Origin of the sequence: Streptomyces sp. NPDC051243, from assembly GCF_044455405.1 — a bacterium.
Taxonomy (GTDB): domain Bacteria; phylum Actinomycetota; class Actinomycetes; order Streptomycetales; family Streptomycetaceae; genus Streptomyces.
In genome coordinates this window covers 578596-600721 of sequence record NZ_JBITES010000003.1, presented here as the reverse complement: position 1 = coordinate 600721, position 22126 = coordinate 578596, and the positions used below count along the sequence as shown (strand labels likewise).

General features: G+C 70.1%; 18 protein-coding genes. 14 read left to right on the top strand and 4 right to left on the bottom strand.

Annotated features, from left to right (window positions below; genetic code table 11):
• Positions 1-189 precede the first annotated feature (189 nt).
• The 5 genes from ACIBAG_RS09980 (at position 190) to ACIBAG_RS09960 (ending at position 6611) form a co-directional block, all read left to right on the top strand.
• The gene (locus ACIBAG_RS09980; RefSeq protein WP_399102988.1) at positions 190-1536 is read left to right on the top strand and encodes an SLC13 family permease; all 1347 of its coding nucleotides are present in this window, start codon (positions 190-192) and stop codon (positions 1534-1536) included.
• Between the two features lie 67 nt (positions 1537-1603).
• Positions 1604-3082 carry an acyl-CoA synthetase gene (locus ACIBAG_RS09975; protein ID WP_399102986.1) on the top strand — a complete coding sequence of 493 codons (1479 nt, stop codon included), beginning with the start codon at positions 1604-1606 and terminating at the stop codon, positions 3080-3082.
• Positions 3075-4418 (top strand): carboxyl transferase domain-containing protein, encoded by a 1344-nt coding sequence (locus tag ACIBAG_RS09970; RefSeq protein ID WP_399102983.1) that lies wholly within the window; start codon positions 3075-3077, stop codon positions 4416-4418. Before ACIBAG_RS09975 ends, ACIBAG_RS09970 begins: the two co-directional genes overlap by 8 nt.
• A gap of 399 nt (positions 4419-4817) precedes the next feature.
• On the top strand, positions 4818-5852 hold the full coding sequence (locus ACIBAG_RS09965) for a rod shape-determining protein (RefSeq protein ID WP_399102981.1): 1035 nt from the start codon (positions 4818-4820) through the stop codon (positions 5850-5852).
• Positions 5853-6050: 198 nt separating this feature from the next.
• Positions 6051-6611: a hypothetical protein gene (locus ACIBAG_RS09960; protein ID WP_399102979.1), complete on the top strand. Its 561-nt coding sequence runs from the start codon at positions 6051-6053 to the stop codon at positions 6609-6611.
• On the opposite strand, the gene ACIBAG_RS09955 is transcribed toward ACIBAG_RS09960, so the two are convergent.
• Complete coding sequence (locus ACIBAG_RS09955) at positions 6587-6808, bottom strand: hypothetical protein (protein ID WP_399102976.1); 222 nt, start codon at positions 6806-6808, stop codon at positions 6587-6589. The two genes, ACIBAG_RS09960 and ACIBAG_RS09955, sit on opposite strands and share 25 nt — an antisense overlap.
• Before the next feature lie 434 nt (positions 6809-7242).
• Here ACIBAG_RS09955 and ACIBAG_RS09950 point away from each other — a divergent pair, with 434 nt between their 5' ends.
• Positions 7243-7539 (top strand): DUF1876 domain-containing protein, encoded by a 297-nt coding sequence (locus tag ACIBAG_RS09950; protein ID WP_399102974.1) that lies wholly within the window; start codon positions 7243-7245, stop codon positions 7537-7539.
• A gap of 131 nt (positions 7540-7670) precedes the next feature.
• Here the strand turns inward: ACIBAG_RS09950 and ACIBAG_RS09945 are convergent, their stop codons facing one another.
• On the bottom strand, positions 7671-8351 hold the full coding sequence (locus ACIBAG_RS09945) for a response regulator (RefSeq protein ID WP_399102971.1): 681 nt from the start codon (positions 8349-8351) through the stop codon (positions 7671-7673).
• Positions 8352-8364: 13 nt separating this feature from the next.
• Positions 8365-10086 carry an ATP-binding protein gene (locus tag ACIBAG_RS09940; RefSeq protein WP_399102969.1) on the bottom strand — a complete coding sequence of 574 codons (1722 nt, stop codon included), beginning with the start codon at positions 10084-10086 and terminating at the stop codon, positions 8365-8367.
• A gap of 97 nt (positions 10087-10183) precedes the next feature.
• Here ACIBAG_RS09940 and ACIBAG_RS09935 point away from each other — a divergent pair, with 97 nt between their 5' ends.
• The 6 genes from ACIBAG_RS09935 (at position 10184) to ACIBAG_RS09910 (ending at position 16743) form a co-directional block, all read left to right on the top strand.
• On the top strand, positions 10184-11194 hold the full coding sequence (locus ACIBAG_RS09935) for a Bug family tripartite tricarboxylate transporter substrate binding protein (protein ID WP_399102967.1): 1011 nt from the start codon (positions 10184-10186) through the stop codon (positions 11192-11194).
• Positions 11191-11727, top strand: a complete 537-nt coding sequence (locus ACIBAG_RS09930; RefSeq protein WP_399102964.1) for a tripartite tricarboxylate transporter TctB family protein — start codon at positions 11191-11193, stop codon at positions 11725-11727. The genes ACIBAG_RS09935 and ACIBAG_RS09930 overlap by 4 nt, the downstream gene beginning before the upstream one ends.
• Before the next feature lie 10 nt (positions 11728-11737).
• Entirely contained in the window at positions 11738-13240 is a 1503-nt protein-coding gene (locus tag ACIBAG_RS09925; protein WP_399102963.1) for a tripartite tricarboxylate transporter permease, read from the top strand.
• 23 nt (positions 13241-13263) lie between these two features.
• Positions 13264-13659, top strand: coding sequence for a universal stress protein (locus tag ACIBAG_RS09920; RefSeq protein WP_399102961.1), 396 nt, complete (start codon positions 13264-13266; stop codon positions 13657-13659).
• Positions 13660-13661: 2 nt separating this feature from the next.
• Positions 13662-14813, top strand: coding sequence for a DUF475 domain-containing protein (locus ACIBAG_RS09915; protein WP_399102959.1), 1152 nt, complete (start codon positions 13662-13664; stop codon positions 14811-14813).
• Positions 14814-14985: 172 nt separating this feature from the next.
• The gene (locus ACIBAG_RS09910; protein WP_399102956.1) at positions 14986-16743 is read left to right on the top strand and encodes a VanW family protein; all 1758 of its coding nucleotides are present in this window, start codon (positions 14986-14988) and stop codon (positions 16741-16743) included.
• Between the two features lie 6 nt (positions 16744-16749).
• Here ACIBAG_RS09910 and ACIBAG_RS09905 read toward each other — a convergent pair whose 3' ends face one another.
• Positions 16750-17211: a hypothetical protein gene (locus ACIBAG_RS09905; RefSeq protein ID WP_399102953.1), complete on the bottom strand. Its 462-nt coding sequence runs from the start codon at positions 17209-17211 to the stop codon at positions 16750-16752.
• A 786-nt stretch (positions 17212-17997) separates the two neighbouring features.
• On the opposite strand from ACIBAG_RS09905, the gene ACIBAG_RS09900 reads away from it, so the two are divergent.
• Positions 17998-18978, top strand: coding sequence for an AAA family ATPase (locus ACIBAG_RS09900; protein ID WP_399102950.1), 981 nt, complete (start codon positions 17998-18000; stop codon positions 18976-18978).
• A gap of 229 nt (positions 18979-19207) precedes the next feature.
• Positions 19208-21601 (top strand): S8 family peptidase, encoded by a 2394-nt coding sequence (locus ACIBAG_RS09895; protein WP_399102947.1) that lies wholly within the window; start codon positions 19208-19210, stop codon positions 21599-21601.
• The last annotated feature ends 525 nt before the right edge of the window (positions 21602-22126 follow it).

The window sequence follows — 22126 nt, the reverse complement described above, 5'->3', positions numbered from 1 at the left end:
GTAACACCGGGGTGAACGGTGGCCGAGTGGGTCAGCCAATTCGTGCGTGACCCCTTGACGTCCCCCCCGCCGTGCGCCCACGCTGACCAGCCAGCAGCGCGAATTGGCTCAGCCACTTGGCCACTACCGATCCGCCCCGCCGCCGTACCTGCTCACAGCCGCTCCGGGACCCAAAGAACGGGAGCCCGTATGTCCCCCGAACTCATCTCGATCCTCGTCCTCGTCGTGGTGTTCGTCATCGCCACGACCCGCTCGATCAACATGGGCGCGCTCGCCTTCGCCGCGGCCTTCGGGGTCGGCACCCTCGTCGCCGATCTCGACGCGGACGGCATCTTCGCCGGTTTCCCGGGCGACCTGTTCGTGGTCCTCGTCGGCGTCACGTATCTCTTCGCGATCGCCCGCGCCAACGGCACCACCGACTGGCTGGTGCACGCCTGCGTCCGGCTCGTCCGGGGCCGGGTGGCGCTCATCCCCTGGGTGATGTTCGCCCTCACCGGGGCGCTCACGGCGATCGGCGCGGTGAGTCCGGCCGCCGTGGCGATCGTCGCGCCCATTGCGCTGAGCTTCGCCGCCCGCTACGGGATCAGCCCGCTGCTGATGGGCGCGATGGTCGTGCACGGCGCGCAGGGCGGTGGCTTCTCGCCGATCAGCATCTACGGCTCGATCGTCAACGGCATCGTCGAGCGGGAGAAGCTGCCGGGGAACGAGATCGCGCTGTTCCTGGCGTCCCTGATCGTCAACGTCGTCATCGCGGCGGTCGTGTTCGTTCTGTTCGGGGGGCTGAAGCTATGGGCGCAGAGGGCGGTGGACACGAAGGGGGACGGGGACACCGGAGGCACCGGGGCGCCGGGCGAGCCCCTCTCCGGCGGTACCGGCACCCACGAACCCGGCACCACCGCCACCCGTCCCGCCCCCACCACCCCGCTCGCCACCACCCGCCTCACACCCGCCCGCACCGCCACCCTCCTCTCCCTGGCCGCCCTCGTCGTCGCCGTCCTCGCCTTCGACCTGGACGCAGGCCTGACCGCGATCACACTCGCCGTCCTCCTCAGCACCGCCTGGCCGGACGACAGCCGCAAGGCGGTCGGCGAGATCGCCTGGCCCACCGTCCTGCTGATCTGCGGTGTGCTGACCTACGTCGGCGTGCTGGACGAGATGGGCACCATCACCTGGGCCGGCGAGGGCGTCGGCGGCATCGGCGTACCGCTGCTGGCGGCCGTACTGCTCTGCTACATCGGCGCGATCGTCTCGGCGTTCGCCTCGTCCGTCGGCATCATGGGCGCGCTCATCCCGCTCGCCGTGCCGTTCCTGGCGCAGGGCGAGATCGGGGCGGTCGGCATGGTGGCGGCGCTCGCGGTGTCGGCGACGGTCGTGGACGTGAGCCCGTTCTCGACGAACGGCGCGCTGGTGCTGGCCGCGGCGCCGGACGTGGACCGCGAGCGTTTCTTCCGGCAGCTGATGGTGTACGGAGGCATCGTGGTGGCCGTGGTGCCCGCTGTGGTGTGGCTGGTGATGGTCGTGCCGGGCTGGGGGTAGGCCGAGGACAGTGGGTCTGTCGAACAGGTGTTGACCAGGTGTTTGAAACAGGTAAGGAGTACTTCGCGTGTCCTCTCTCTTCCCGGCCCTGACGGCCGGCCCGGCGGGGCGGGTCGCCCTGCGATTCGGTGACCGGGCCCTGACGTACGGCGAACTCGGCGCCGCCGCCGGTGCCCTCGCGGCGCGGATCGGCGGGGCGGGCAGAGTGGCCGTCTGGGCGACCCCGGCGCTGGAGACGGCCGTGGCCGCGGTGGCGGCGCTGGAGGCCGGCGTCGCCGCCGTACCGCTCAACCCGAAGTCCGGGGAGAAGGAGCTCGGGCACATCCTGTCCGACTGCGCGCCGTCGGCGGTGCTGGCCGCCGCAGGGGACGAACTACCCGCGTCGCTGGGCGACTTGGAGCGCATCGATGTCGACGTGCACGGCACCGGCCCGCTCCCCGACCCGCAGGCGTCCGACGAGGACCCCGCCCTGATCGTCTACACCTCCGGCACCACCGGCCCGCCCAAGGGCGCCGTCATCCCGCGCCGGGCGATCGCCGCCACCCTGGACGCGCTCGCGGACGCCTGGCAGTGGACGGCCGACGACGTCCTCGTCCACGGCCTGCCCCTGTTCCACGTCCACGGCCTGGTCCTCGGCATCCTCGGCCCGCTGCGGCGTGGCGGATCCGTGCGGCACCTGGGCCGGTTCGGCACGGAGGGCGTGGCCCGCGAGCTGACCGAGGGCGCGACCATGTTGTTCGGTGTGCCGACGATGTACCACCGCATCGCCCAGGCCCTCCCCGAGGAGCCGGAGCTGGCGAAGGCGCTGGGCAGGGCCCGCCTGCTGGTCTCGGGTTCGGCCGCGCTCCCCGTGCACGACCACGAGCGGATCAGGGCCGCGACCGGGCAGCGGGTCGTCGAGCGGTACGGCATGACGGAGACGCTGATGCTGTGCTCGTCCCGGTGGACACCCCCGGACCCCCGGCCGAGCGTCCGCGCGGACGGCGAGGCCAGGGCCGGGACGGTCGGCGTGCCACTGCCCGGCGTGGAGCTGCGGCTCGTGGAGGAGGACGGGACGCCGATCACGTCGTACGACGGCGAGACGGTGGGCGAGATCCAGGTGCGCGGCCCGAACCTGTTCACGGAGTACCTCAACCGCCCCGACGCGACGACCGCCGCCTTCACGGCGGACGGCTGGTTCCGCACGGGCGACATGGCGGTGCGCGATCCCGACGGGTACGTCCGCATCGTCGGCCGCAAGGCCACCGACCTGATCAAGAGCGGGGGTTACAAGATCGGGGCGGGTGAGATCGAGAACGCGCTCCTCGAACATCCCGGGGTTCGGGAGGCGGCGGTCACCGGGGAGCCGGACGCGGACCTGGGCGAGCGGATCGTGGCGTGGGTGGTCCCGGAGGATCCCGAGTCGCCGCCCGCCGCCGACGAGTTGGCGGACCACGTGGCCCGTCGTCTCGCCCCGCACAAGCGCCCTCGGGTGGTCCACCACCTCTCCGCCCTCCCCCGCAACGATATGGGGAAGATCATGAAGCGGGCGCTGCGCCATGACTGAGCGGCGGACCGCCCGGGAGGCCGTCGCCCTGGTGACCGGGGACTTCGCCGAACTGCCGTACCCGGCGCGGGACTCCGCCCCCGACGGCCCCCTCGCCTGGCAGGGCTACGGCGCCTCGCGCGCCCGCGCCGCCGGGCGCACCGGCGAGGAGGAGTCGGTGATCTGCGGCACCGGCACCGTCGAGGGCACGCGGGCGGTCCTGATCGCGTTCGAGTTCGGCTTCCTGGGCGGCTCGCTGGGCGAGCGCACCGGGGACCGGCTGGAGACGGCGTACACCTACGCCCGCGCCCGCCGCCTCCCGGTGGTCTCGCTGGTCGCGACGGGCGGCAGCCGTATGCAGGAGGGCATGCTCGCCCTGACCCAACTCCAGCGCGTGGCACGGCAGTCGATACTGACGCGCGAGGCCGGTCTCCCCCAGATCGCGGTCCTGCGTGACCCGACGACGGGCGGCGGCTGGGCCACCCTCGGCGCGGGCGCCGACGTGACCCTCGCGCTGCCCGGCGTCCAGGTCGGCTTCGCGGGCTCCCGGGTCCGCCCACCGGACGCGGACCCGGCGGCGTACACGGCGGAGGCACAGCTGGCGGCGGGGGCGGTGGACGCGGTGGTCCGCCCGGAGGAGCTGCGCCACCGCCTCGGCCGCTGGCTCCGCCTCCTCACCAACCCCGCCACGGAACCGGCCCCACCGCCACGCCCCCTCGGCGCCACCGGCCTGCCCGTCACCGGCTGGGACGCGGTACGGCGGGCCCGCTCGCCGCGACGGCCGCGCGCGGAGGCGTATCTGTCGGCCTACTTCACCCACCGCGTCGCCCTCAACGGCGACCGCTGCGGGGGCGCCGACCCCGACGGCATGCTGTGCGGCTTCGGCGAGCACGAGGGCCGTACGGTGGCCTACGCCGCCCAGACCGGCACCGCGACCCGCCCCGCCGGCTACCGCACGGCCGCCCGCCTGCTCCGCCTCGCGGACCGGCTGGGCATCCCGGCCCTGACCCTGGTGGACACCCCGGGCGCCGCGAACGACGCGGAGGCGGAACGGCAGGCCGTCGGCGCCGCGATCGCGGACCTGTTCGGCGCGGTGGCCGCCGCCCGCGTCCCGGTCACCACGCTGCTGATCGGCGAGGGCGGCTCGGGCGGCGCGCTGGCACTCGCCGCGCCCGGCAACACCTGGGCCACACCGGACAGTTACTTCTCGGTGATCGGTCCGGAGATGGCGGCGGCGATCCTCAAGCGGGGGCCGGGGGAGGTGGAGGCGACGGCGGACCAGCTCCGGATCCGGCCGCAGGACCTGGTGGAGCTGGGGGTGATCCGGGGCATCGTCGGCGACCGGAACGGCGGCTGACGCACAGGCCCGGCATCGACGGCGACCGGAACGGCGGCCGGAACGGCGGCCGACCCGCAAGCCAGCACCATCGGCGACCGGAACAGCACCCTGAATCGGGACCCGGCATCGCGACGCTCGGCGCGCTCCGTCCGCCGGCCGCCTCGCCCTCGCCATACCCGAAGCCGTCCGCTCCCGGCATCCCGACACACCGTCTGTCCTCCCCTCAGCGACAAACCCCCCATTCAGCCGCACCCCACCCGGCCCCCTCCAGAAGGCGCCCCCCACTCAGCCGACCGCACGATCGAAGTCAAGGAGGCCCGCCATGAGCCGGCCCCGCGAACACGACCCCTGACACCCCAAGCGAGGCCCGCCACCCACCCGGCGGACCCATGGTCTGCGTTATCGGGAGGACCCCCCATGACCGCCACGCTGGAGCAGCTGCGCCGCTGCCACTTCGCCGTCGACCTGGGGGCGGCCAGGACCCGCGTCTATGTGAAGGGCTCCGGACTCGTCGTCGACCAGCCCTCCGCCGCCGCCATAAACACCCGTACCGGCGCCCTCATCGCGGTCGGCGAGCTCGCGGAGCGGATGACCGGGCGTACCCCGCACTACATCCGCGTCGTACGGCCCGTCTCCGGCGGCACCGTCGTCGACATCGAGATGGCCCAGCGGATGCTGCGGCACCTGCTCGGCGACAAGATGCGCCGCGCGCTGCGCCGCAAGCCCTTCCTGCGCGCCGCGGCCTGCACCCCGCACGACGCCGACCCGCTCGCCCAGCGCGCCGCGATCGAGACGCTCGTCGGCCTGGGGGCCCGGCGCGTCGAACTCGTCGACACCCTCATCGCCGCCGCCGTGGGCTGCGGGCTGCCCGTGGAGCAGCCCGAGGCCAGCATGATCATGGCTTGCGGGGCGGCGGCGACCGAGGTCGCCGTGATCTCCCTCGGCGCCATCGTCACCGCCGAACGCATCCGGGTCGGCGGCGAGGCCGTCGACCACGCGATCGTGCAGCACCTGCGGCACGAGCACGAGCTCATGCTGCCCAGCCAGAACGTACGGCCGCTGCAGCTCGCCCTCTCCGGCAACGGGCTCACGCCCCACGGCCCCACGTCCACCGAGATCCACGGCCGCGACGTCTGCACCGGTCTCGCCCGCAGCGTCAAGGTCGACACCGCCGCCGTGCGGGACGCCATCCAGACCCCGCTCACCGCGGTCCTCGACAGCATCGGCAAGGTCCTGCGCGACTGCCCGCCCGACCTGGTCGCCGACCTCGCCGACCGCGGGATCATGATGGTCGGCGGCAGCGCGCTGCTCCCCGGCTTCGACCAGATGCTGCGGCAGGCCACCGGCATGCCCGTGCACATCGCCGAGCGACCCGACGTCTGCGCCGTACAGGGCCTCGGCACCATGCTGGAGGGCAGGATCGAGCCGCTGGAGCTGGACCCGGCCGACTGATCGCCGGGGAGGGTCGACGTCAGGGTGCCACGTTCGCGCCCGCGGCGGAGCCGCTGATGGATGCTGCCTCCCGCAGACTCGGCGCCCGCTCCGAACGGAGCCTGAACGCCCCTGAACGCACTGTCGGAAAGCTGGGTGAGACCATGGCCACCAGCGACAACGAGCAGGAGTGCGGGGGAAAGCGTGGCCCAGGGGCAAGTGACCTACACCATCTCGTACACCGCCTCTCCCCCGAGCGTCCGCAACACAGCCGAGCCCGCCGGTGCCGTGTGGCTGCACCGCGACACGACCTCCGTCACCGCGTCGGATCTGCTCGGATCCCACCGCGCCTTCCACGTCGTCGGCCACGGCAGCGGCGGCAGCCGCCCCGTCGCCCGGGTGGTGACCGAGCAGACCGTCTCGCGGGTGGGCGGACGGCCCGGCGTCTACCGCGTCGAGGACCCGTACGGCGCACCGCTCGGGCGGATCACGCTGCGTCGGGGGCTGCTGCTCGGGGTCGGCCGGACGCGGTGGACGCTGGAGCCGGTCGCGGGCCCGGCCGTGCGGGGATTCCGGGGCCGTCTGGTGTGGTGGGCGCTGTGGTGGCCGTTCGGGCTTCCCGCCAGCCTGCTGTGGTGGCTCGTGTCGATCTGCTGGGAATGGGGCGACGACGACACCTTCGGCGCGCCTCGCCGGGTGATCTGGCGGGACGACTCGGGCCGCGCCCACCTGGTCTTCCGGGGGATGGCGGAGGACTACCGGGTCCTCACGCACGGCTGAGATCCACGCCTGGTCGCCGCGCTCATCGGCCTCCACCAGTCGTTCGACCCGAACGAGATGGCGAAGACGGGCGGCTGGTACAAGCGCTGAGCCCCTCCCCCGTCGAGCGCGACGTCGACGGCGAAGCCCTCGGCCTCCAGGCCGTCCCTGAGCCCGCTCGCGTACCGCTCCTCGTCCTCGACGACCAGTAGCCGCACGCCCTCACGCCACGTCCACGAGGACGGTACGGCCCGGTCTCAGTACGGCAGGATTCGCCCCGAGGGGGTGCGGCGGTCGATCTCGCCCCTGGTGTCGCGGGGGGCCGCGGGCCTGCGGGTGACACGAACACGGACGTGGGCCTGGCGGTTCATGGCGCCCTCCTCGTTCTCTGGCTCGGGTCCGTTGCGACCAGCTTTCTCTCCGCAACCTTTCGGCACATCGTGCCCACGGAGGCTCTTGTCATGCCTCCGCGGTGGGAGCGGATGGGCGCCGGGCTGCTTCCCAGGGAGGAGGGCACCCCCGATTCGGGTCGGGGTGCGCGAGGGCGTCGGCCGTGCGACCCACCCCGAGGCGGTCGGCTCGCGCTGGACCCGGCCCGGGAACAGGCGCACGCTCTTCAATAGGGCTCCCGACCCGTACGGAAGTGATCTCGATGGAAGACAAGAACTGGACCGTCCGGATCCACATCACCGAGGACGGCGACGACACCCGCGCCGAGGCCGTGCTGACCACGGAGAACACGCCTCAGGACATGCTGACCGTCACCGGCCGCGGCGTCGCGCACCGCAACCCGATCGACCGGCCCATCCCCGAGATCGGCGACGAACTCGCCGCCAGCCGGGCCCTGGAGGACCTGGCGATCAGGCTGCACGACATCGCGTCCGACGACATCGTGGAGCTGGCCGGCCCGGTCGACCGGGGAGGCAGCCGGTCGTGGGAGCGGCCTTAGGCCGGGTCCGGCGGACCATGCCGGTGTCGCCCGCGCCTGGGGCCTGTCCGGCGGATCACGCCGGCGTCTCGGACCCTAGGGGTCTGCCCTAGGTCGGCGTCGCGGGGCAGGCGGGACTTTGCGGACACGGCCTAGGCGTCCACCCAGCTGTACCGCCGCTCCGGCCGCCCCGCCTGCCCGTACCGCAGTGACACCTCGGCCTGCCCGGTGACGCTGAAGTGCTCCAGGTACCGGCGGGCGCTGACCCGGGACACCCCGAGGCGGGCCGCGCACTCGGCGGCGGAGAGGCTGCCGTCGGTCGCGCGCAGTTCGCGCTCGATCAGCTCGGCGGTCTCCACGCTCATGCCCTTGGGGAGGGTGGTCGCCGTGGCGGCCGGGGCCGCCCCGCGGGCCAGCGCCCGGTCCACGTCGGACTGGCCGCTGACCACCGCGGCGTAGAGGTTGCTGCGCCGGGCCGCGTACTGCTCCAGTCGCGCCCTCAGGTCCCCCGCGTCGAAGGGCTTGAGCAGGTAGTCGACGACGCCCTGGCGTACCGCGCCCCGGACCGCGTCCGACTCGCGCGCCGCGCTGATCACCATGACGTCGCAGTCGTGGCCGGCGGTCCGCAGCCGGGGGATGATCTCCAGCCCGAACATGTCGGGCAGGTAGAGGTCGAGCAGGACCAGGTCGGGTTGCAGCTCGGCGACTGCGGTGAGCGCCTGCTCGCCGCAGTTCGCCGTGCCGACGACCCGGAACCCGTCGACGTCGTTGACGAATCCGCGGTGGATCCGCGCCACCATGAAGTCGTCGTCCACGATCAGCACATCGATCATCGGACTCCCTCCGTCATCTGACCCCCTCCGTGGCTCGGTCGACCGGTCGGCCGACGGACATCCGGGCGGTGAACATGGCGCCCGCCCGCGTGTTGGTCACCGACACCTCACCGCCCCGGCGTTTGCACACCAGCCGGGTCAGGGCCAGTCCGATCCCCCGGTCGCCGCCCTGCGCGGCCTTGGTGGTGAACCCGTGCGAGAACACCTCCTGCGCCAGCTCGGGAGCCACCCCCGGCCCCGAGTCGCGTACGACGATCTCCACGCTGGAGGCGTCCTGGCGCAGCTCGACCTCCACCCAGGCGTCGTCCCCCTCCCCGGAACCTCTCTCCGAACCGCTCTCTCGGGAGCCGCTCTCCCGGGAACCGCTCGCGGCGGCGTCCACCGCGTTGTCCACGAGGTTGCCGAGCACGGTCGCCACGTCCGCCGAGTCGGTCGGCTCCAGCCGCTCCAGTGCCGTGCGTTCGGAGATCTTCAGGCGCACCTTGCGTTCCGCGGCGAGCGCCGACTTGGCCATGAGCAGCGCGGCGACGGCCCGGTCGCGGACCCGGCTGGTGAGGTGCAGATCGAGCGACTCGCGGTGTTTGCGCAGGGCGCGGACGTAGCGTACGACCTCGTCGTGCTCGCCGATCTGGATGAGCCCGGAGATGGTGTGCAGTTGGTTGGAGAACTCGTGGGCCTGGGCGCGCAGCAGCTCGGTGGTGCTGCGGAAGGAGCCCAACTCGCGTTCCATCCGGGCGAGTTCGGTGCGGTCGCGCAGGGTCGTCACGGAGCCGAGGCGGCGGCCGTCCTTGGTGACGTCCATGCGGTTCATGACCAGGACGCGGCCGCGGCGTACGACGACCTCGTCACGGCGTTCGGCGCCGGCCTCGCCGTCGTCCGCGCTCCCGGCGAGGACGTCGTACAGCCGCCCCTCGATCCCGAGGTCGGCGAGGCTCATGCCGACGCAGTTCTCGGGCAGGTCGAGCAGCTTGCGGCCGACCGCGTTCACCAGTGTGAGCCGCTGCTGCGGGTCGAGGGCCACCACTCCCTCGGCGATCCCGAACAGCATCGCCTCCCGGTGTTCGGCGAGCCCGGCGATCTCGCGGGGCTCCATGCCGAAGGTCTGCCGCTTGATCCGCCGGGCCAGCAGCCAGGAACCGGCCACGCCGAGGACGCTGGCGACGCCGAGGTAGACGAGCAGATAGGACGAGGCGCCGACCAGCCGCTGCCACACCGACGGCGAGGCCCGCCCGATCATCACGGTGCCGAGGTGGTCCCCGGCGTTCTTGTTCTCCGCCCCCAGCACCGGTGCCTGTGCCACCAGCTCGGTCACGCCGTTCACCGGCAGCTCGCCGGACCAGCCCCGCCCCGCGGCGATCTGCGGGCCGTCGGAGGGCATCCGCGTCCCGACCAGCGTGGGGTTGGTCGAGGCGACGATCTTCCCGGCGGCGTCGGCGACCGTGGCGGAGGTGACGCCGGACCTGGTGAGCGTGGACTGGAGCAGCGGCGCGAGCATCTCGGCGGGGGCGGGGCGGACGAGCTGGGTGCGCACGAGGGGGTTGCCCGCCATCTCCTCGGCGAGCGCGGTGACGCGTCGCCCCTCGACCCGGTCGAAGGTCGACTGCGACTGTGCCAACGAGACCGCGGCCACGGCGACAAGCACGATCACGACAATGGCGAGCTGCCATCTCAGCAGCTCACCGGCGAGCGTATGGCGTCGCTGTCTTCGGGACGGTGACCGTGACGTTATGACCACTATGAACTCAACCTTCAATGGTCACACAACCGAGACGGGGTGTCTCAGGAACCGCACAATCATGGCGCCGGATCGGCCCAAGCGAAAGAGATGAGCCATGAGAACTCGACGAGCCGCACTTGTCGGAGCTCTTGCCGCCGCGTCCATGCTCGCGGTCAGCGCCTGTGGTGCCACCGCCGACAAGGAGGAGTCCGGAAGCGGAGGCGGGTCCGACAAGCCCGTGACCGGCCTCCGGCTGATGGTCCCGAACACCCCGGGCAGCGGCTACGACCTCACCGCCCGCACCGTCACCCAGGTCATGCAGGACACCAAGGTCGCCTCCGGCGTCCAGGTCTTCAACCTGCCCGGCGCCAGCGGCACCGTCGGCCTGCAGCGCCTGGTGAACGAGAAGGGCAACGGCAAGATGGCCATGCAGATGGGCCTGGGCGTCGTCGGAGCCTCGTACACCTCCAAGTCCAAGGCGACGCTGACCGACACCACGCCGATCGCCAAGCTGATCGAGGAGGCCGGCGCGATCGTCGTGCCGAAGGACTCCCCGTACAAGACGATGGACGACCTCGTCACCGCCTGGAAGAAGGACCCGAAGAAGTTCGCGGTCGGCGGTGGCTCGTCGCCGGGCGGCCCCGACCACCTGCTGCCGATGCAGCTCGCGAAGGCGGTCGGCATCAAGCCGAAGGACGTCAACTACGTCTCCTACGACGGCGGCGGCGAGCTGCTCCCGGCCATCCTCGGCAACAAGATCGCGTTCGGCGCGAGCGGCTTCGGCGAGTTCCTCGACCAGGTCGAGGCGGGCCAGGTGCGCGTCCTCGCGGTCAGCAGCGAGAAGCCGATCGACGCGCTGAAGGACGTGCCCACCCTCAAGGACCAGGACATCGACCTGGTCTTCACCAACTGGCGCGGCATCGTGGCCCCTCCCGGCATCACCGACGAGCAGAAGCAGACCTGGATCGACGCGCTGACCAAGATGCACGACTCGGACGAGTGGAAGGCGCAGCTGGAGAAGAACGGCTGGGTCGACGCCTTCGCCACCGGTGACGACTTCGGCACCTACCTGACCGAGCAGGACAAGGCGGTCGCCGACCTGCTGGCAGAGCTCGGGCTGGCATGAGCTCGCAGGTGGAGGACCGGACCGTGGAGGACTCCCGTCCGCCCCGGGAGGGCGGGGACCGCGCACAGTACGGTGTGTGCGCCTTCCTCGCCCTGCTGGGCACCGCAGTGCTCGTGGACGCCCTGGGCATCCCGCACACCACGAGCAGCACCGACCCGCTCGGACCGCGCGCGGTGCCCCTGCTCCTGGGCGGCCTGCTCCTGCTGATCGCGGTGCTGTACGCCGTCGACGTGGCCCGGGGCGGCCGCGGTGAGCCGGAGGGCGGCGAGGACGTCGACCTGTCCAGCGGCAGCGACTGGCGCACGGTCGTACTGCTGATCGCGGTGTTCCTGGCGAACGCGCTGCTCATCGAGCGCCTCGGCTGGGTGATCAGCGGCGCCCTGCTCTTCTGGGGCACGGCGTTCGCCCTCGGCAACCGCCACTACATCCGCAACCTCCTGATCGCGGCGACGCTGTCCCTGACGACGTTCTACGCGTTCGCGATCGGCCTCGGCGTGAACCTCCCCGCCGGCGTCCTGCAAGGAATCCTGTGAGGCCTGGGCGATGGACAACCTGAACAACCTCATGCAGGGCTTCGCGGACGTCATGGACCCGATGAACCTGCTGCTCGCGCTGATAGGCGTGGTCATCGGCACCGCGGTGGGCGTCCTGCCGGGCATCGGCCCGGCGATGACGGTGGCGCTGCTGCTGCCGATCACCTACGGCATGGAGCCGGTGCAGGCGTTCATCATGTTCGCCGGCATCTTCTACGGCGGCATGTACGGCGGCTCGACGACGTCGATCCTCCTCAACACCCCCGGCGAGTCCTCGTCCGTGGTCACGGCCATCGAGGGCAACAAGATGGCGAAGGCGGGCCGCGCGGCGCAGGCCCTGGCCACGGCGGCGATCGGCTCGTTCGTGGCGGGCACGATCGGCACGCTGCTGCTGGCCCTGGTCACCCCCTACGTGGTGGACTTCGCGGTCAGCCTGGGCGCGCCGGACTACTTCGCGCTGATGGTGCTGGCGTTCCTGGCGGTGACGTCGGTGCTGGGCTCGTCGCGCATCAGGGGCCTCGTCTCGCTGCTGCTGGGCCTGACGATCGGTCTGGTCGGCATCGACCTGGTGTCCGGCCAGCAGCGCCTGACCCTCGGGGTCCCGCAGCTGGCCGACGGCATCGACGTGGTCGTGGTCGCGGTCGGCATCTTCGCCGTCGGCGAGGCGCTGTGGGTGGCCGCGCATCTGCGGCGCAAGCCCGCCGAGGTGATCCCCGTCGGGCGCCCGTGGATGGGCAGGAAGGACTGGAAGCGGTCCTGGAAGCCCTGGCTGCGGGGCACGGCGTTCGGCTTCCCGTTCGGTGCGGTGCCGGCCGGTGGCGCGGAGATCCCGACGTTCATGTCGTACATCACGGAGAAGCGGCTCTCCAAGCACCCCGAGGAGTTCGGCAAGGGCGCGATCGAGGGCGTGGCGGGTCCGGAGGCCGCGAACAACGCGTCCGCGGCGGGCACGCTGGTCCCGATGCTGGCGCTCGGCCTCCCGACGAACGCCACGGCGGCGGTCATGCTGGCGGCCTTCCAGTCGTACGGCATCCAGCCCGGCCCGTTGCTCTTCGAGCGCGAGGCGAGCCTGGTCTGGATCCTGATCGCCAGCCTGTTCATCGGCAACCTGCTGCTGTTGCTCCTGAACCTCCCGCTGGCCCCGGCGTGGGCGAAGCTGCTCCAGATCCCCAGGCCGTACCTGTACGCGGGAATCCTCTTCTTCGCCTCGATGGGCGCCTACGCCGTCAACGCCCAGCCCCTGGACCTGATCGTCCTGCTGATCCTGGGCCTGCTCGGCTTCGCGATGCGCCGCTTCGGACTCCCGGTCCTGCCGCTGATCGTCGGCGTGATCCTGGGCCCGCTCGCGGAGAAGCAGGGCCGGCGCTCCCTCCAGCTGTCCGGCGGCGAGCTGTCGGGGCTGGTGGGCGGACCGGTGTCGTACACGGTCTACGCGGTGATCGTGCTGGCTCTGCTGTGGCCGCTGATCAGCCGGTTCGTCATACGTCCCCTGCGCGCGCGAAACGCCGCCTGAAAGCCCCTGAAAGGGAGATCCAGATGACCATCCTGGTCGGCTACGTCCCCTCACCCGAGGGTGAGGCGGCGCTGCGCGCGGCGATCGACGAGGCCCGTCGGCGCGACGAGAAGCTGCTGGTGGTGAACACCTCCCGGGGCGACGCGCTCGTGGACCCGCGTTTCGCCCAGGAGCCCGACCTGACCCATGTCCGCGAGGACCTCGCGGCCCTGGGCGTCGACTTCGACATCCGTCAGGTGCTCGGCGCCCGGGACGCCGCCGAGGAGATCATCGACCTCGCGGAGGAGACCGACGCGTCCCTGGTTGTGATCGGTCTGCGGCGGCGCAGTGCGGTCGGCAAGCTGATCATGGGCTCGGCGGCCCAGCAGATCCTGCTGGGTGTGGGCTGCCCGGTGCTCGCCGTGAAGGCGGAGGGCTGACGGTGGTGCTGCGGACCTTCGGCTGGTCGTTCGCCGTCACGGCGCTCGGCCTCGCCTTCGCCGCGTGGCAGTGGGGCTGGGAGGCCTTCGGGATCGTCCTGATCCTGTCGGTCCTGGAGATCTCGCTGTCCTTCGACAACGCGGTCGTCAACGCCGGGATCCTGAAGAAGATGAACGCCTTCTGGCAGAAGATCTTCCTCACGGTCGGCATCCTGATCGCGGTGTTCGCCATGCGGCTGATCTTCCCGGTGGTGATCGTCGCGATCAGCGCCAAGGTCGGCCCCTTCGAGGCGGTCCAGCTCGCCCTCGACGAACCCGAGCGCTACGAGGCCCTGGTCACCGACGCCCACCCGGCGATCGCGGCCTTCGGCGGCATGTTCCTGCTCATGATCTTCCTGGACTTCATCCTGGAGGACCGGGAGACCAAGTGGCTGGGGTGGCTGGAGCGCCCGCTGGCCCGGCTCGGCAGGATCGACATGCTGTCGGTCTGCGTCGCCCTCGTCGCCCTGCTGGTCACGGCGATGACCTTCGCCACGCACGCCCACGTGAGCACGGGCCACGCGGACAAGACGGCGACCGTCCTGCTCTCCGGAGTCGCCGGTCTGATCACGTATCTCGTGGTCGGCGGCCTCTCCGGCTACTTCGAGGACAAGCTCGAAGAGGAGGAGGAACACGAGCACGAGGAGGAGGAGAAGGCCAGGGCGCAGGGCAAGCCGGTCTCGGCGGCCGCCCTCGCCGGGAAGGCGGCGTTCTTCCTCTTCCTCTATCTGGAGGTCCTGGACGCGTCCTTCTCCTTCGACGGCGTGATCGGCGCCTTCGCCATCACCAACCACATCTTCTGGATGGCGCTCGGCCTCGGCATCGGCGCGATGTACGTCCGCTCGCTGACGGTCTACCTGGTCCGTCAGGGCACTCTCGACGACTACGTCTACCTGGAGCACGGCGCCCACTACGCCATCGGTGCCCTCGCGGCGATCCTGCTGGTCACCATCCAGCACCAGATCAGCGAGATCATCACCGGCCTGATCGGCGTCGTCCTGATCGCCGCGTCCTTCGTCGCCTCCGTCCGCCGCAACAGGGCACTGGCGGCGTCCGAGGGGGACGAGGCGCCGCAGGGAGAGGACGAGAAGGTGCAGGTGCCGTCCGGGGCATGACGGACCCGGGGCCAGGGGGCTCCCGGGCGGGACACGCGACGTGACGTGAAACATACGTGGTCTGCGACATAGGCGTTTTCGCCCGATTATGGCTAGCTGGATGTGCTTGCCTCGCGCACAGCGGCGCGTCATCGGACACGCCGTCCCAGCCGATCATCCGCCCGGGAGACCCATGCGCCTGCGCGTACCCCCATTCCCGCCGAACGCCTCAGCTCCCCGTATCGCCTCCATTCCGCCCCTCGCCCTGGCCGGCGGCGCGCTGACCGTCGGCATCGGCGGCCTGTACGTCGCCGGGCTGCTGCTCGCGGGCGGGGACATAGACGCCGGCACATCCGTGCGTGGCGTCGACATCGGGGGCCTGAGCCGGGCGGAGGCCGTCCGGAAGCTGGAGGACCGGCTGGACCCGGTCGCCTCCCGGGAGCTGACCGTGACGGTCGGCGACCGCAAGGGGACGGTCGATCCGAAGCAGGTGGGCATCACCTTCGACTACGAGAAGACGGTGGACCACGCGGCCCGCACCCACTCCGCCGACCCGTTCACCGTGATCGGCGGGCTCTTCCGCTCCGGCGGTGCCGTCGAGCCCGTCGTGAGCGTCGACGAGGCCAAGGCGCACGCCTCCCTCACCAAGCTGGCGAAGTCGCTCGACCAGAAGGTCCGCGACGGCGCCGTCACCTTCCAGGACGGCCTGGTCCGCCAGGTCACCCCGTACAACGGCTACGCCCTCGACACCGACGCCGCCGTCGCTCCCCTGCGCACCGCCTTCCTGAACGGCGAGCCGGACTCCGTCACCGCCCTGCCCGCCCGCGAGACCAAGCCGAAGGTCACGGCGACGGAGGTGCGGCGCGCCGTGCGCGAGTTCGCGCAGCCCGCCATGTCGGCGCCGGTCATGCTCACCGCGGCCGGCGAGCGGTTCTCGCTCGGCCCGGTGGTCCTCGGCGAGTACCTGACGATGCGCCCCGACAAGGTCGGCAAGCTCACTCCGCACCTGGACGCCAAGGGCCTGCGCGCCGCGCCCGCGGTCACCGAGCCCCTGGCCGACCTGCCCGCCAGGCCGCGGAACGCCACGCTGAGCCTGGAGGGCGGCCGGGTCGTGGCGGCCGACGACGCCAGGGCCGGCGTACTGGTCACCGACAAGGCGCTGGGCAAGGCAGTGCTGCCGCTGCTCACCAAGTCGGGGTCCGCCCGCGCCGGTGAGGTCGCCGCACGTGTGACACAGCCTCAGGTGACCGCCGAGAACGCCGAACGGCTGGGCCTCACGGAGGAGATGTCCTCCTTCACCGTCAACTTCGAGCCGGCGCCGTACCGCACGAAGAACATCGGCCGGGCCGTGGAGCTGATCAACGGCTCCGTCGTCATGCCGGGCAACACCTGGAGCTTCAACAGAACGGTCGGCGAGCGCACCGAGGCCAACGGCTTCACCGAGGGCGTCATGATCCTCAACGACGAGTTCACGAAGGCCCCCGGCGGGGGTGTCTCGGCGGTGGCGACGACCGTGTTCAACGCGATGTTCTTCGCCGGGGTCAAGCCCGTCGAGTACGGCGCCCACTCCTTCTACATCGAGCGCTATCCGGAGGGCCGCGAGGCCACGGTCGCCTGGGGCAGCCTGGACCTGAAGTTCAACAACGATTCCGGCAACGCGGTCTACATCCAGGCCGAGTCCACCGACACCTCGGTGACCGTCACCTTCCTGGGCACCAAGAAGTACGACGAGATCGAGTCGGTCACGGGTCCGCGCACCAACGTGAAGGAGCCGGCGAAGAAGGTCAGCACCGACAAGAAGTGCGTGCCGCAGACGCCGCTGGAGGGCTTCGACGTCACCGTGCAGCGGGTGTTCGTCCAGGACGGCGAAGAGGTGAAGCGGGAGCCGTTCCGCACCCACTACACGCCGCGCGACGAGATCGTCTGCGAGCCCGCCCAGGAACCGCGCTGACCCGGCTCAGTCCCACCAGTTGAACATCAGCTCGCCGACCGTGTCGGGACGCCAGTAAAGCGCCTGTTCCAGCTCCGCTTCGGCGAGCTCGCTGGTGTCGGCCCGGGCCAGCGGCATGCTCAGTTCCGCGACATCCAGGAGCCGCAACCCGCTCGGCTCGAAGGCCGCCGCCCAGGCCGGCGGGGAGGTGAAGTCCGCGACCGGCGCACCGGCCGGCGGCGGGCTTGCCGCAAAGGCGACGACCGGGAGTACCGCGTGGCACAGGACGGCCGACCGGACACCTGGTCCGGTGATCAGAGCCGTGTGGAAGTTCGGCGTGACGCCGGCCGGGGTCACTTCGCCGACCGTGGCCCGTATCGACCGGGCCGCCGCATGACAGGCGGTCTTGAAGAGCACGACATCCACGTGCGGCAAGGGGTCGTCGCCCGGCCCCCGGAACCCGGTGGCTCCTCGCGCGACACGGATCAACGCACGACTCGACTTTCACTCGGCCGTCCGGTCCTCCGGCAGGAAGGCCACGCGGCCGTACCTTGCTCTGACCGGATGAACCGGTGGGCACCCTCTTCGAGTGGTGCCCCCTGCTCACGCTTCCCGCAGTAGAAACGGTTCTGCTCGCATAGCGGGTGGTGGGGCGGGTGGGACTCGAACCCACGGCCGACGGATTATGAGTCCTTTGAGGATCTTCCGCGTCCTTCCTGACCCCTCCGAGATCTTCCTGTTTTCGCAGGTCAGAGGGCTAGTCGAAGTTGTCCCCATCCGACTGCTTCCTGATCCTTCCGGGGCTTTCCGTCCACTGCGCGTCCACTACGAGTCCATGTTTGACCTGCCCGACGAGGCTCGGACTCGTGGGCGGCACACATCGGCGCAGGTTGCGGGAAGCTGGCGCGGGTGGCGATGAACTGGCGCGCAGCGGAGTGCCCTACCGATGAGAAAGGCCCCGCCCTCTTCGCCCGAGGGTGGAGCCACACGGCCTTTGGCAGGTCAGCCGCCTGTCCTCAGGCTACCCCGGTGCTGAGCAGTGGTCATGATCAGGCACCCCGCGCTTGGCATCCGCTCCTGCCGAGGGCTGCAGCCTGGCCGGCTTTGAAGGTGATCACCAAGGCTTCAGCCTGCATGTGAGCCGGGTAGGACGGGCAGCCGCATGCACTGGCTGGGAACAATTACGATGAGGCTCTGGTGTCGGCGGACAGTGATACTGACTGTCCGAGGTTCGCGTTACGGTGGCTGGACCTAGGAGCGAGGGAGGCGTAGACCGTGACGGCGAGCGCCGATCACCTCAAGGCACTGCTTAGCGCACATGCGGCTGGGGATGACGAGCGGTTCTACAGCATTGCTCTGCAGGTTGCGGCAAAGTCTGCGCGGCAGGGCCATAGCCGTTTTGCGGCAGAGCTGCGGGAGCTGATCGACACTTCGCGAGCAGAAAAGATCAGTCGCCAGCCTGCTCCCACCCCTGTGGTGCAGCCACGCGGGGAGCTGGCAAGTCTCCTTACAGCTGACTATCCAGAGACCCGGCTGGCCGACATGACGCTGGCTGATGACACGCGCACGGCCTTGGAGAAGGTGCTGCACGAGCAGCGCCAGCGAGGCCGCTTGGAGCGTTTCGGGTTCACGCCGGTACACCGACTACTACTGTCTGGCCCGCCAGGCACAGGCAAGAGCATGACGGCAGCTGCGTTGGCGCGAGAGCTCGGGCTGCCGCTATTTACGATCCGCTTGGATGGGCTGATCAGCCGGTTCATGGGTGAGACTGCCTCGAAGCTGCGCCTAGTGTTCGATGCTGCAGCGCAGACGCGCGCTGTGTATTTGTTTGACGAGTTCGATGCGCTGGGTGCTGACCGGGCCAATGGCAATGACGTCGGTGAGGCTCGTCGGATCTTGAACTCGTTCTTGCTCTTCCTGGACCAGGCGCCTGCGGAGAGTCTGGTGGTAGCGGCAACCAATCACCGTCGTTTGCTGGACGGTGCTCTTTTCCGCCGGTTTGACTTGGCGATCGTCTACGGGCAACCGTCGACGGACCAGGCGATCGAAGTTTTGCGACGACGGCTCGCCGCAATGGACACCTCAGGGGTAGCGTGGGGAGATCTCTCTGCTCTCACGGAGCAGCTGAGTCACGCTGAGCTGGTCAAGGCTGCCGAGGCGGCCGCCAAGCGGGCGATTCTCGGGGGAAGCGACACGATCGACGCCGACCAGCTGAGGGACGCCCTGAACGAAAGGCACCTCCTGCGTCATGCCTGAGGGTTCCCCTCCGAGCGTCCCGCATCTGCTAGTTCCCTGGTCACCACGTACGCTGACGCCCCGGCCGCCCCGAGCGGCTGGACAGGCTCAGAAGCTGATCGACCGTTCCTCGGATCGTCCTGGGCATTCGGCTCGGCTAATCAGCAATGTCGAGGACGCGCAGGCTGAGGCCCTCAGCGCACGGAGCTCGTTGGACCCTCGTGATCGCGCGGACGGGTTCGCTATCCGTGTGGAAGCAGCTCCAGAACACGAGCTGAAGTTGGACTCGCTCGACAAGTCAGGGCTGACGCTCATGAGCGTCCACGAGGCAGATGAGGAGCGTCCGCAGGAAGCCGTGGTGTGGGTGCCTGACGGGTCGGTGCCCACGCTTCTCCGAAAGATCGACCAGTTCACGGAGAACACCAGCTCCGGCAAGCCCAAGAACGCTGCACTGGTTGCAAACATCGAGCAGATCGAACAAGCCACGGTGGAGAGTCTGTGGCAGGAGCAGGATCCCCTCCCTGATCCCGATGCCGTGATCTGGTGGGAGTTGTGGCTTGACCCCGCGCTCAGCAACGCGGATCCCGTGGAAACCCTTCGGCACTTGTCGCGGGTGCATGGCTGGCACATGCTGCAGCGGACCGTTGGAATCGGGCATTTCCGGGTCGCCCAATTGCGCACCAACGTGCGCGGACTGACCCAGATCCTACGCACGAACGCCTGCCCGTCCGAGATCCGCAAGCCGACGTTCACAGAAGAGTTCCACAGCCGTGAGCTGAGGGACCTGCATCGCGACTTCGTAGTCGATCTCGCCGGTCGCCTTCATCCTCCCGGGCCTGGCGCACCCGCGATCACGCTGTTCGACACCGGCGTTGACCAGGAGCACCCGCTGTTGCGCCCCATCCTCATCGGCGCTCACAGCGTCATTGGCGGAGAAGGGCCGGACGATAACGACCCTCGCGGACATGGAACGCGGATGGCCGGCCTGGCTGCCTTCGGGGATCTTGAGGGCGCGCTCTCGTCGACCGCACCGATGCAGCTGGATCATCACTTGGAGTCGGTGAAGATCCTTCCGCGCAGAGCCCCGGCCACACCACGGCCGTTTGGAGAGGTGACGGCGACAGCCGTCGCCACGGCCGAAACAGCGAATCCCGAGCAGTCTCGAACCCGCGTGTTCACCATGGCCGTGACAGCTGAGTCCGGGCAGGGCGTCAACGGAACTGACGGGACAGCAACCCTGTGGTCCGCAGCCGTAGACGCTCTGGCCGTCGGCACGGACGTGACAGTGACACACGACCGCATCGACCTGCTCGGGCCACCAGAACCCGATCAAACACGCTTGATCGTGGTCTCCGCTGGCAACGTTCGTGACCACCGCCCCACCGACCTGATGGATGGAAACGGAGCGGCTACCTACCTGGATCTGTGCGACACCTCACGAATCGAGGATCCGGCGCAGGCGTGGAATGCGCTGACCGTCGGCGGTCATACCGAACTTGCTCACGTGCCTACCCACAAGGATTTCGCCGGCTATAGGACGGTTGCAGCGCCCGGGCTGCTTTCCCCGCACAGCCGGACCTCTGTGATGTTCCGCGAAGCTGCGGCTCTGAAGCCCGACATCGTGATGGAGGGAGGCAACCTCCTCGTCGATGCCGACCTGACCGTGGCCAGCGGCCACGACGCGGTCTCTCTTACCACCACGGCCCGCTCGCATCTCGGTCAGTTGCTCACCACGATCGATGCCACGAGCGCCGCGACGGCGCAGGCTGCCCGTCTCGCAGCCCTCGCCTACTCCCGCTATCCGAACCTGCGTGCCGAAACCGTTCGCGGCCTGCTCGCACATGAGGCCCAGTGGACCGACGCCATGATCGACGGCGTCTACAACCGCAATGGTCGCCGCAAGATCGGTGCGGGCCAGCTCGCCCGCACGGTGCTGCGACGCTACGGCTGGGGTGTGCCCAGCGAAGAGCGAGTGTTGTCCAGTACTGCTAGCGCCGTCACCATGATCGTTCAGGGCTCGTTGAAGCCCTTTGTCCGTGAAGGTAGGACCGTGCGCCTCGGCGAGCTGAAACTGCATGAACTGCCCTGGCCTCGTGAGCAGTTGCTGGACCTGGAGGCCGAGGAGGTGCGCCTGCGGGTAACGCTGTCCTACTTCATCGAGCCCAACCCGGGCCGACGCGGCATGCTCGGGCAGCACACCTATGCCTCCCACCGTCTCCGCTTCGCTCTCAAAGGTCCCTTCGAGACCATGGAGGAGTTCGAGAGACGGATCGCCCAAGCCGCCCGGGCAGAAGACGACGCCCGTACGAGGATCCGGCCCTTCGACGCCGACAAGAGCTGGCTCGTGGGCCCAACCAATCGTGACCGCGGCTGCCTGCACGCCGACATCTGGAGAGGCACTGCCCGGGAGCTGGCTGACTGCGGTGTCCTTGCTGTCTATCCCGCCGGAGGCTGGTGGAAGTACCACAACAGCTCCGACCGCGTCGGCCGGAGCGTTTCATACGGCCTGCTCGTCTCGCTGACCACCCCTGAGGTCAGCGCCGACTTGTACACCCCCACAGCTATCCAGCTCGGTGTCCCCGTCCCTGCTGAACTCCGCACCACAACAGACACAGCCGTCCCCCTTGAGACACGCCTGTTCTGATGACCCCAGAACAGGGAGGCAGGAATGGGTCTCCCCGCGGTCAGGTCAGCGGCCTGCGACCCTTCGCACCTGCGCGTGGCCTTCCTGTTCCTTCACGATCTTCCGTCCACTGCGTGTCCACTACGGGTGCCCGGCGAGCCATCCTCGACGGCCACTGGGACCTCGCCGAGGGCAGGTGTGCAGGCAGAAGCCTGTTGCCTCGTGGTTCTCGAAGAGTCGAGCAACGGAGTGCCTTCCCGACGAGAATCGGCCTGCTCCGTTGTCGCAGAGGGTTTCTACCGGCAACAGCGGTTCGACGTCGGTAGCGGGGGGAACGATGGACTTGTGACGGCACGGGGGCAGGCGTGGGTCGGCGGAGCGGTCGCCGCGACGGCGGTAGGGGCGCTGGCGATATACCTCGTTGTGGTGGGTCTGGACGAGGCAGACAAGTGGGCCAGCGTTCTGGGGCTCTTCGTGGCGCTAGCCGGATTGGCGGTGTCCGTCAGCGGAATGCGCCGCCAAGACTGGGAGCCGAACGAGCCTAGT

Bases quoted from the DNA above. Each gene is read 5' to 3' on its own strand.
- ACIBAG_RS09980 (WP_399102988.1), top strand. From the start codon at position 190: ATGTCCCCCGAACTCATCTCGATCCTCGTCCTCGTCGTGGTGTTCGTC.
- ACIBAG_RS09970 (WP_399102983.1), top strand. From the start codon at position 3,075: ATGACTGAGCGGCGGACCGCCCGGGAGGCCGTCGCCCTGGTGACCGGG.
- ACIBAG_RS09965 (WP_399102981.1), top strand. From the start codon at position 4,818: ATGACCGCCACGCTGGAGCAGCTGCGCCGCTGCCACTTCGCCGTCGAC.
- ACIBAG_RS09950 (WP_399102974.1), top strand. From the start codon at position 7,243: ATGGAAGACAAGAACTGGACCGTCCGGATCCACATCACCGAGGACGGC.
- ACIBAG_RS09945 (WP_399102971.1), bottom strand. From the start codon at position 8,351: ATGATCGATGTGCTGATCGTGGACGACGACTTCATGGTGGCGCGGATC.
- ACIBAG_RS09935 (WP_399102967.1), top strand. From the start codon at position 10,184: ATGAGAACTCGACGAGCCGCACTTGTCGGAGCTCTTGCCGCCGCGTCC.
- ACIBAG_RS09930 (WP_399102964.1), top strand. From the start codon at position 11,191: ATGAGCTCGCAGGTGGAGGACCGGACCGTGGAGGACTCCCGTCCGCCC.
- ACIBAG_RS09925 (WP_399102963.1), top strand. From the start codon at position 11,738: ATGGACAACCTGAACAACCTCATGCAGGGCTTCGCGGACGTCATGGAC.
- ACIBAG_RS09920 (WP_399102961.1), top strand. From the start codon at position 13,264: ATGACCATCCTGGTCGGCTACGTCCCCTCACCCGAGGGTGAGGCGGCG.
- ACIBAG_RS09910 (WP_399102956.1), top strand. From the start codon at position 14,986: ATGCGCCTGCGCGTACCCCCATTCCCGCCGAACGCCTCAGCTCCCCGT.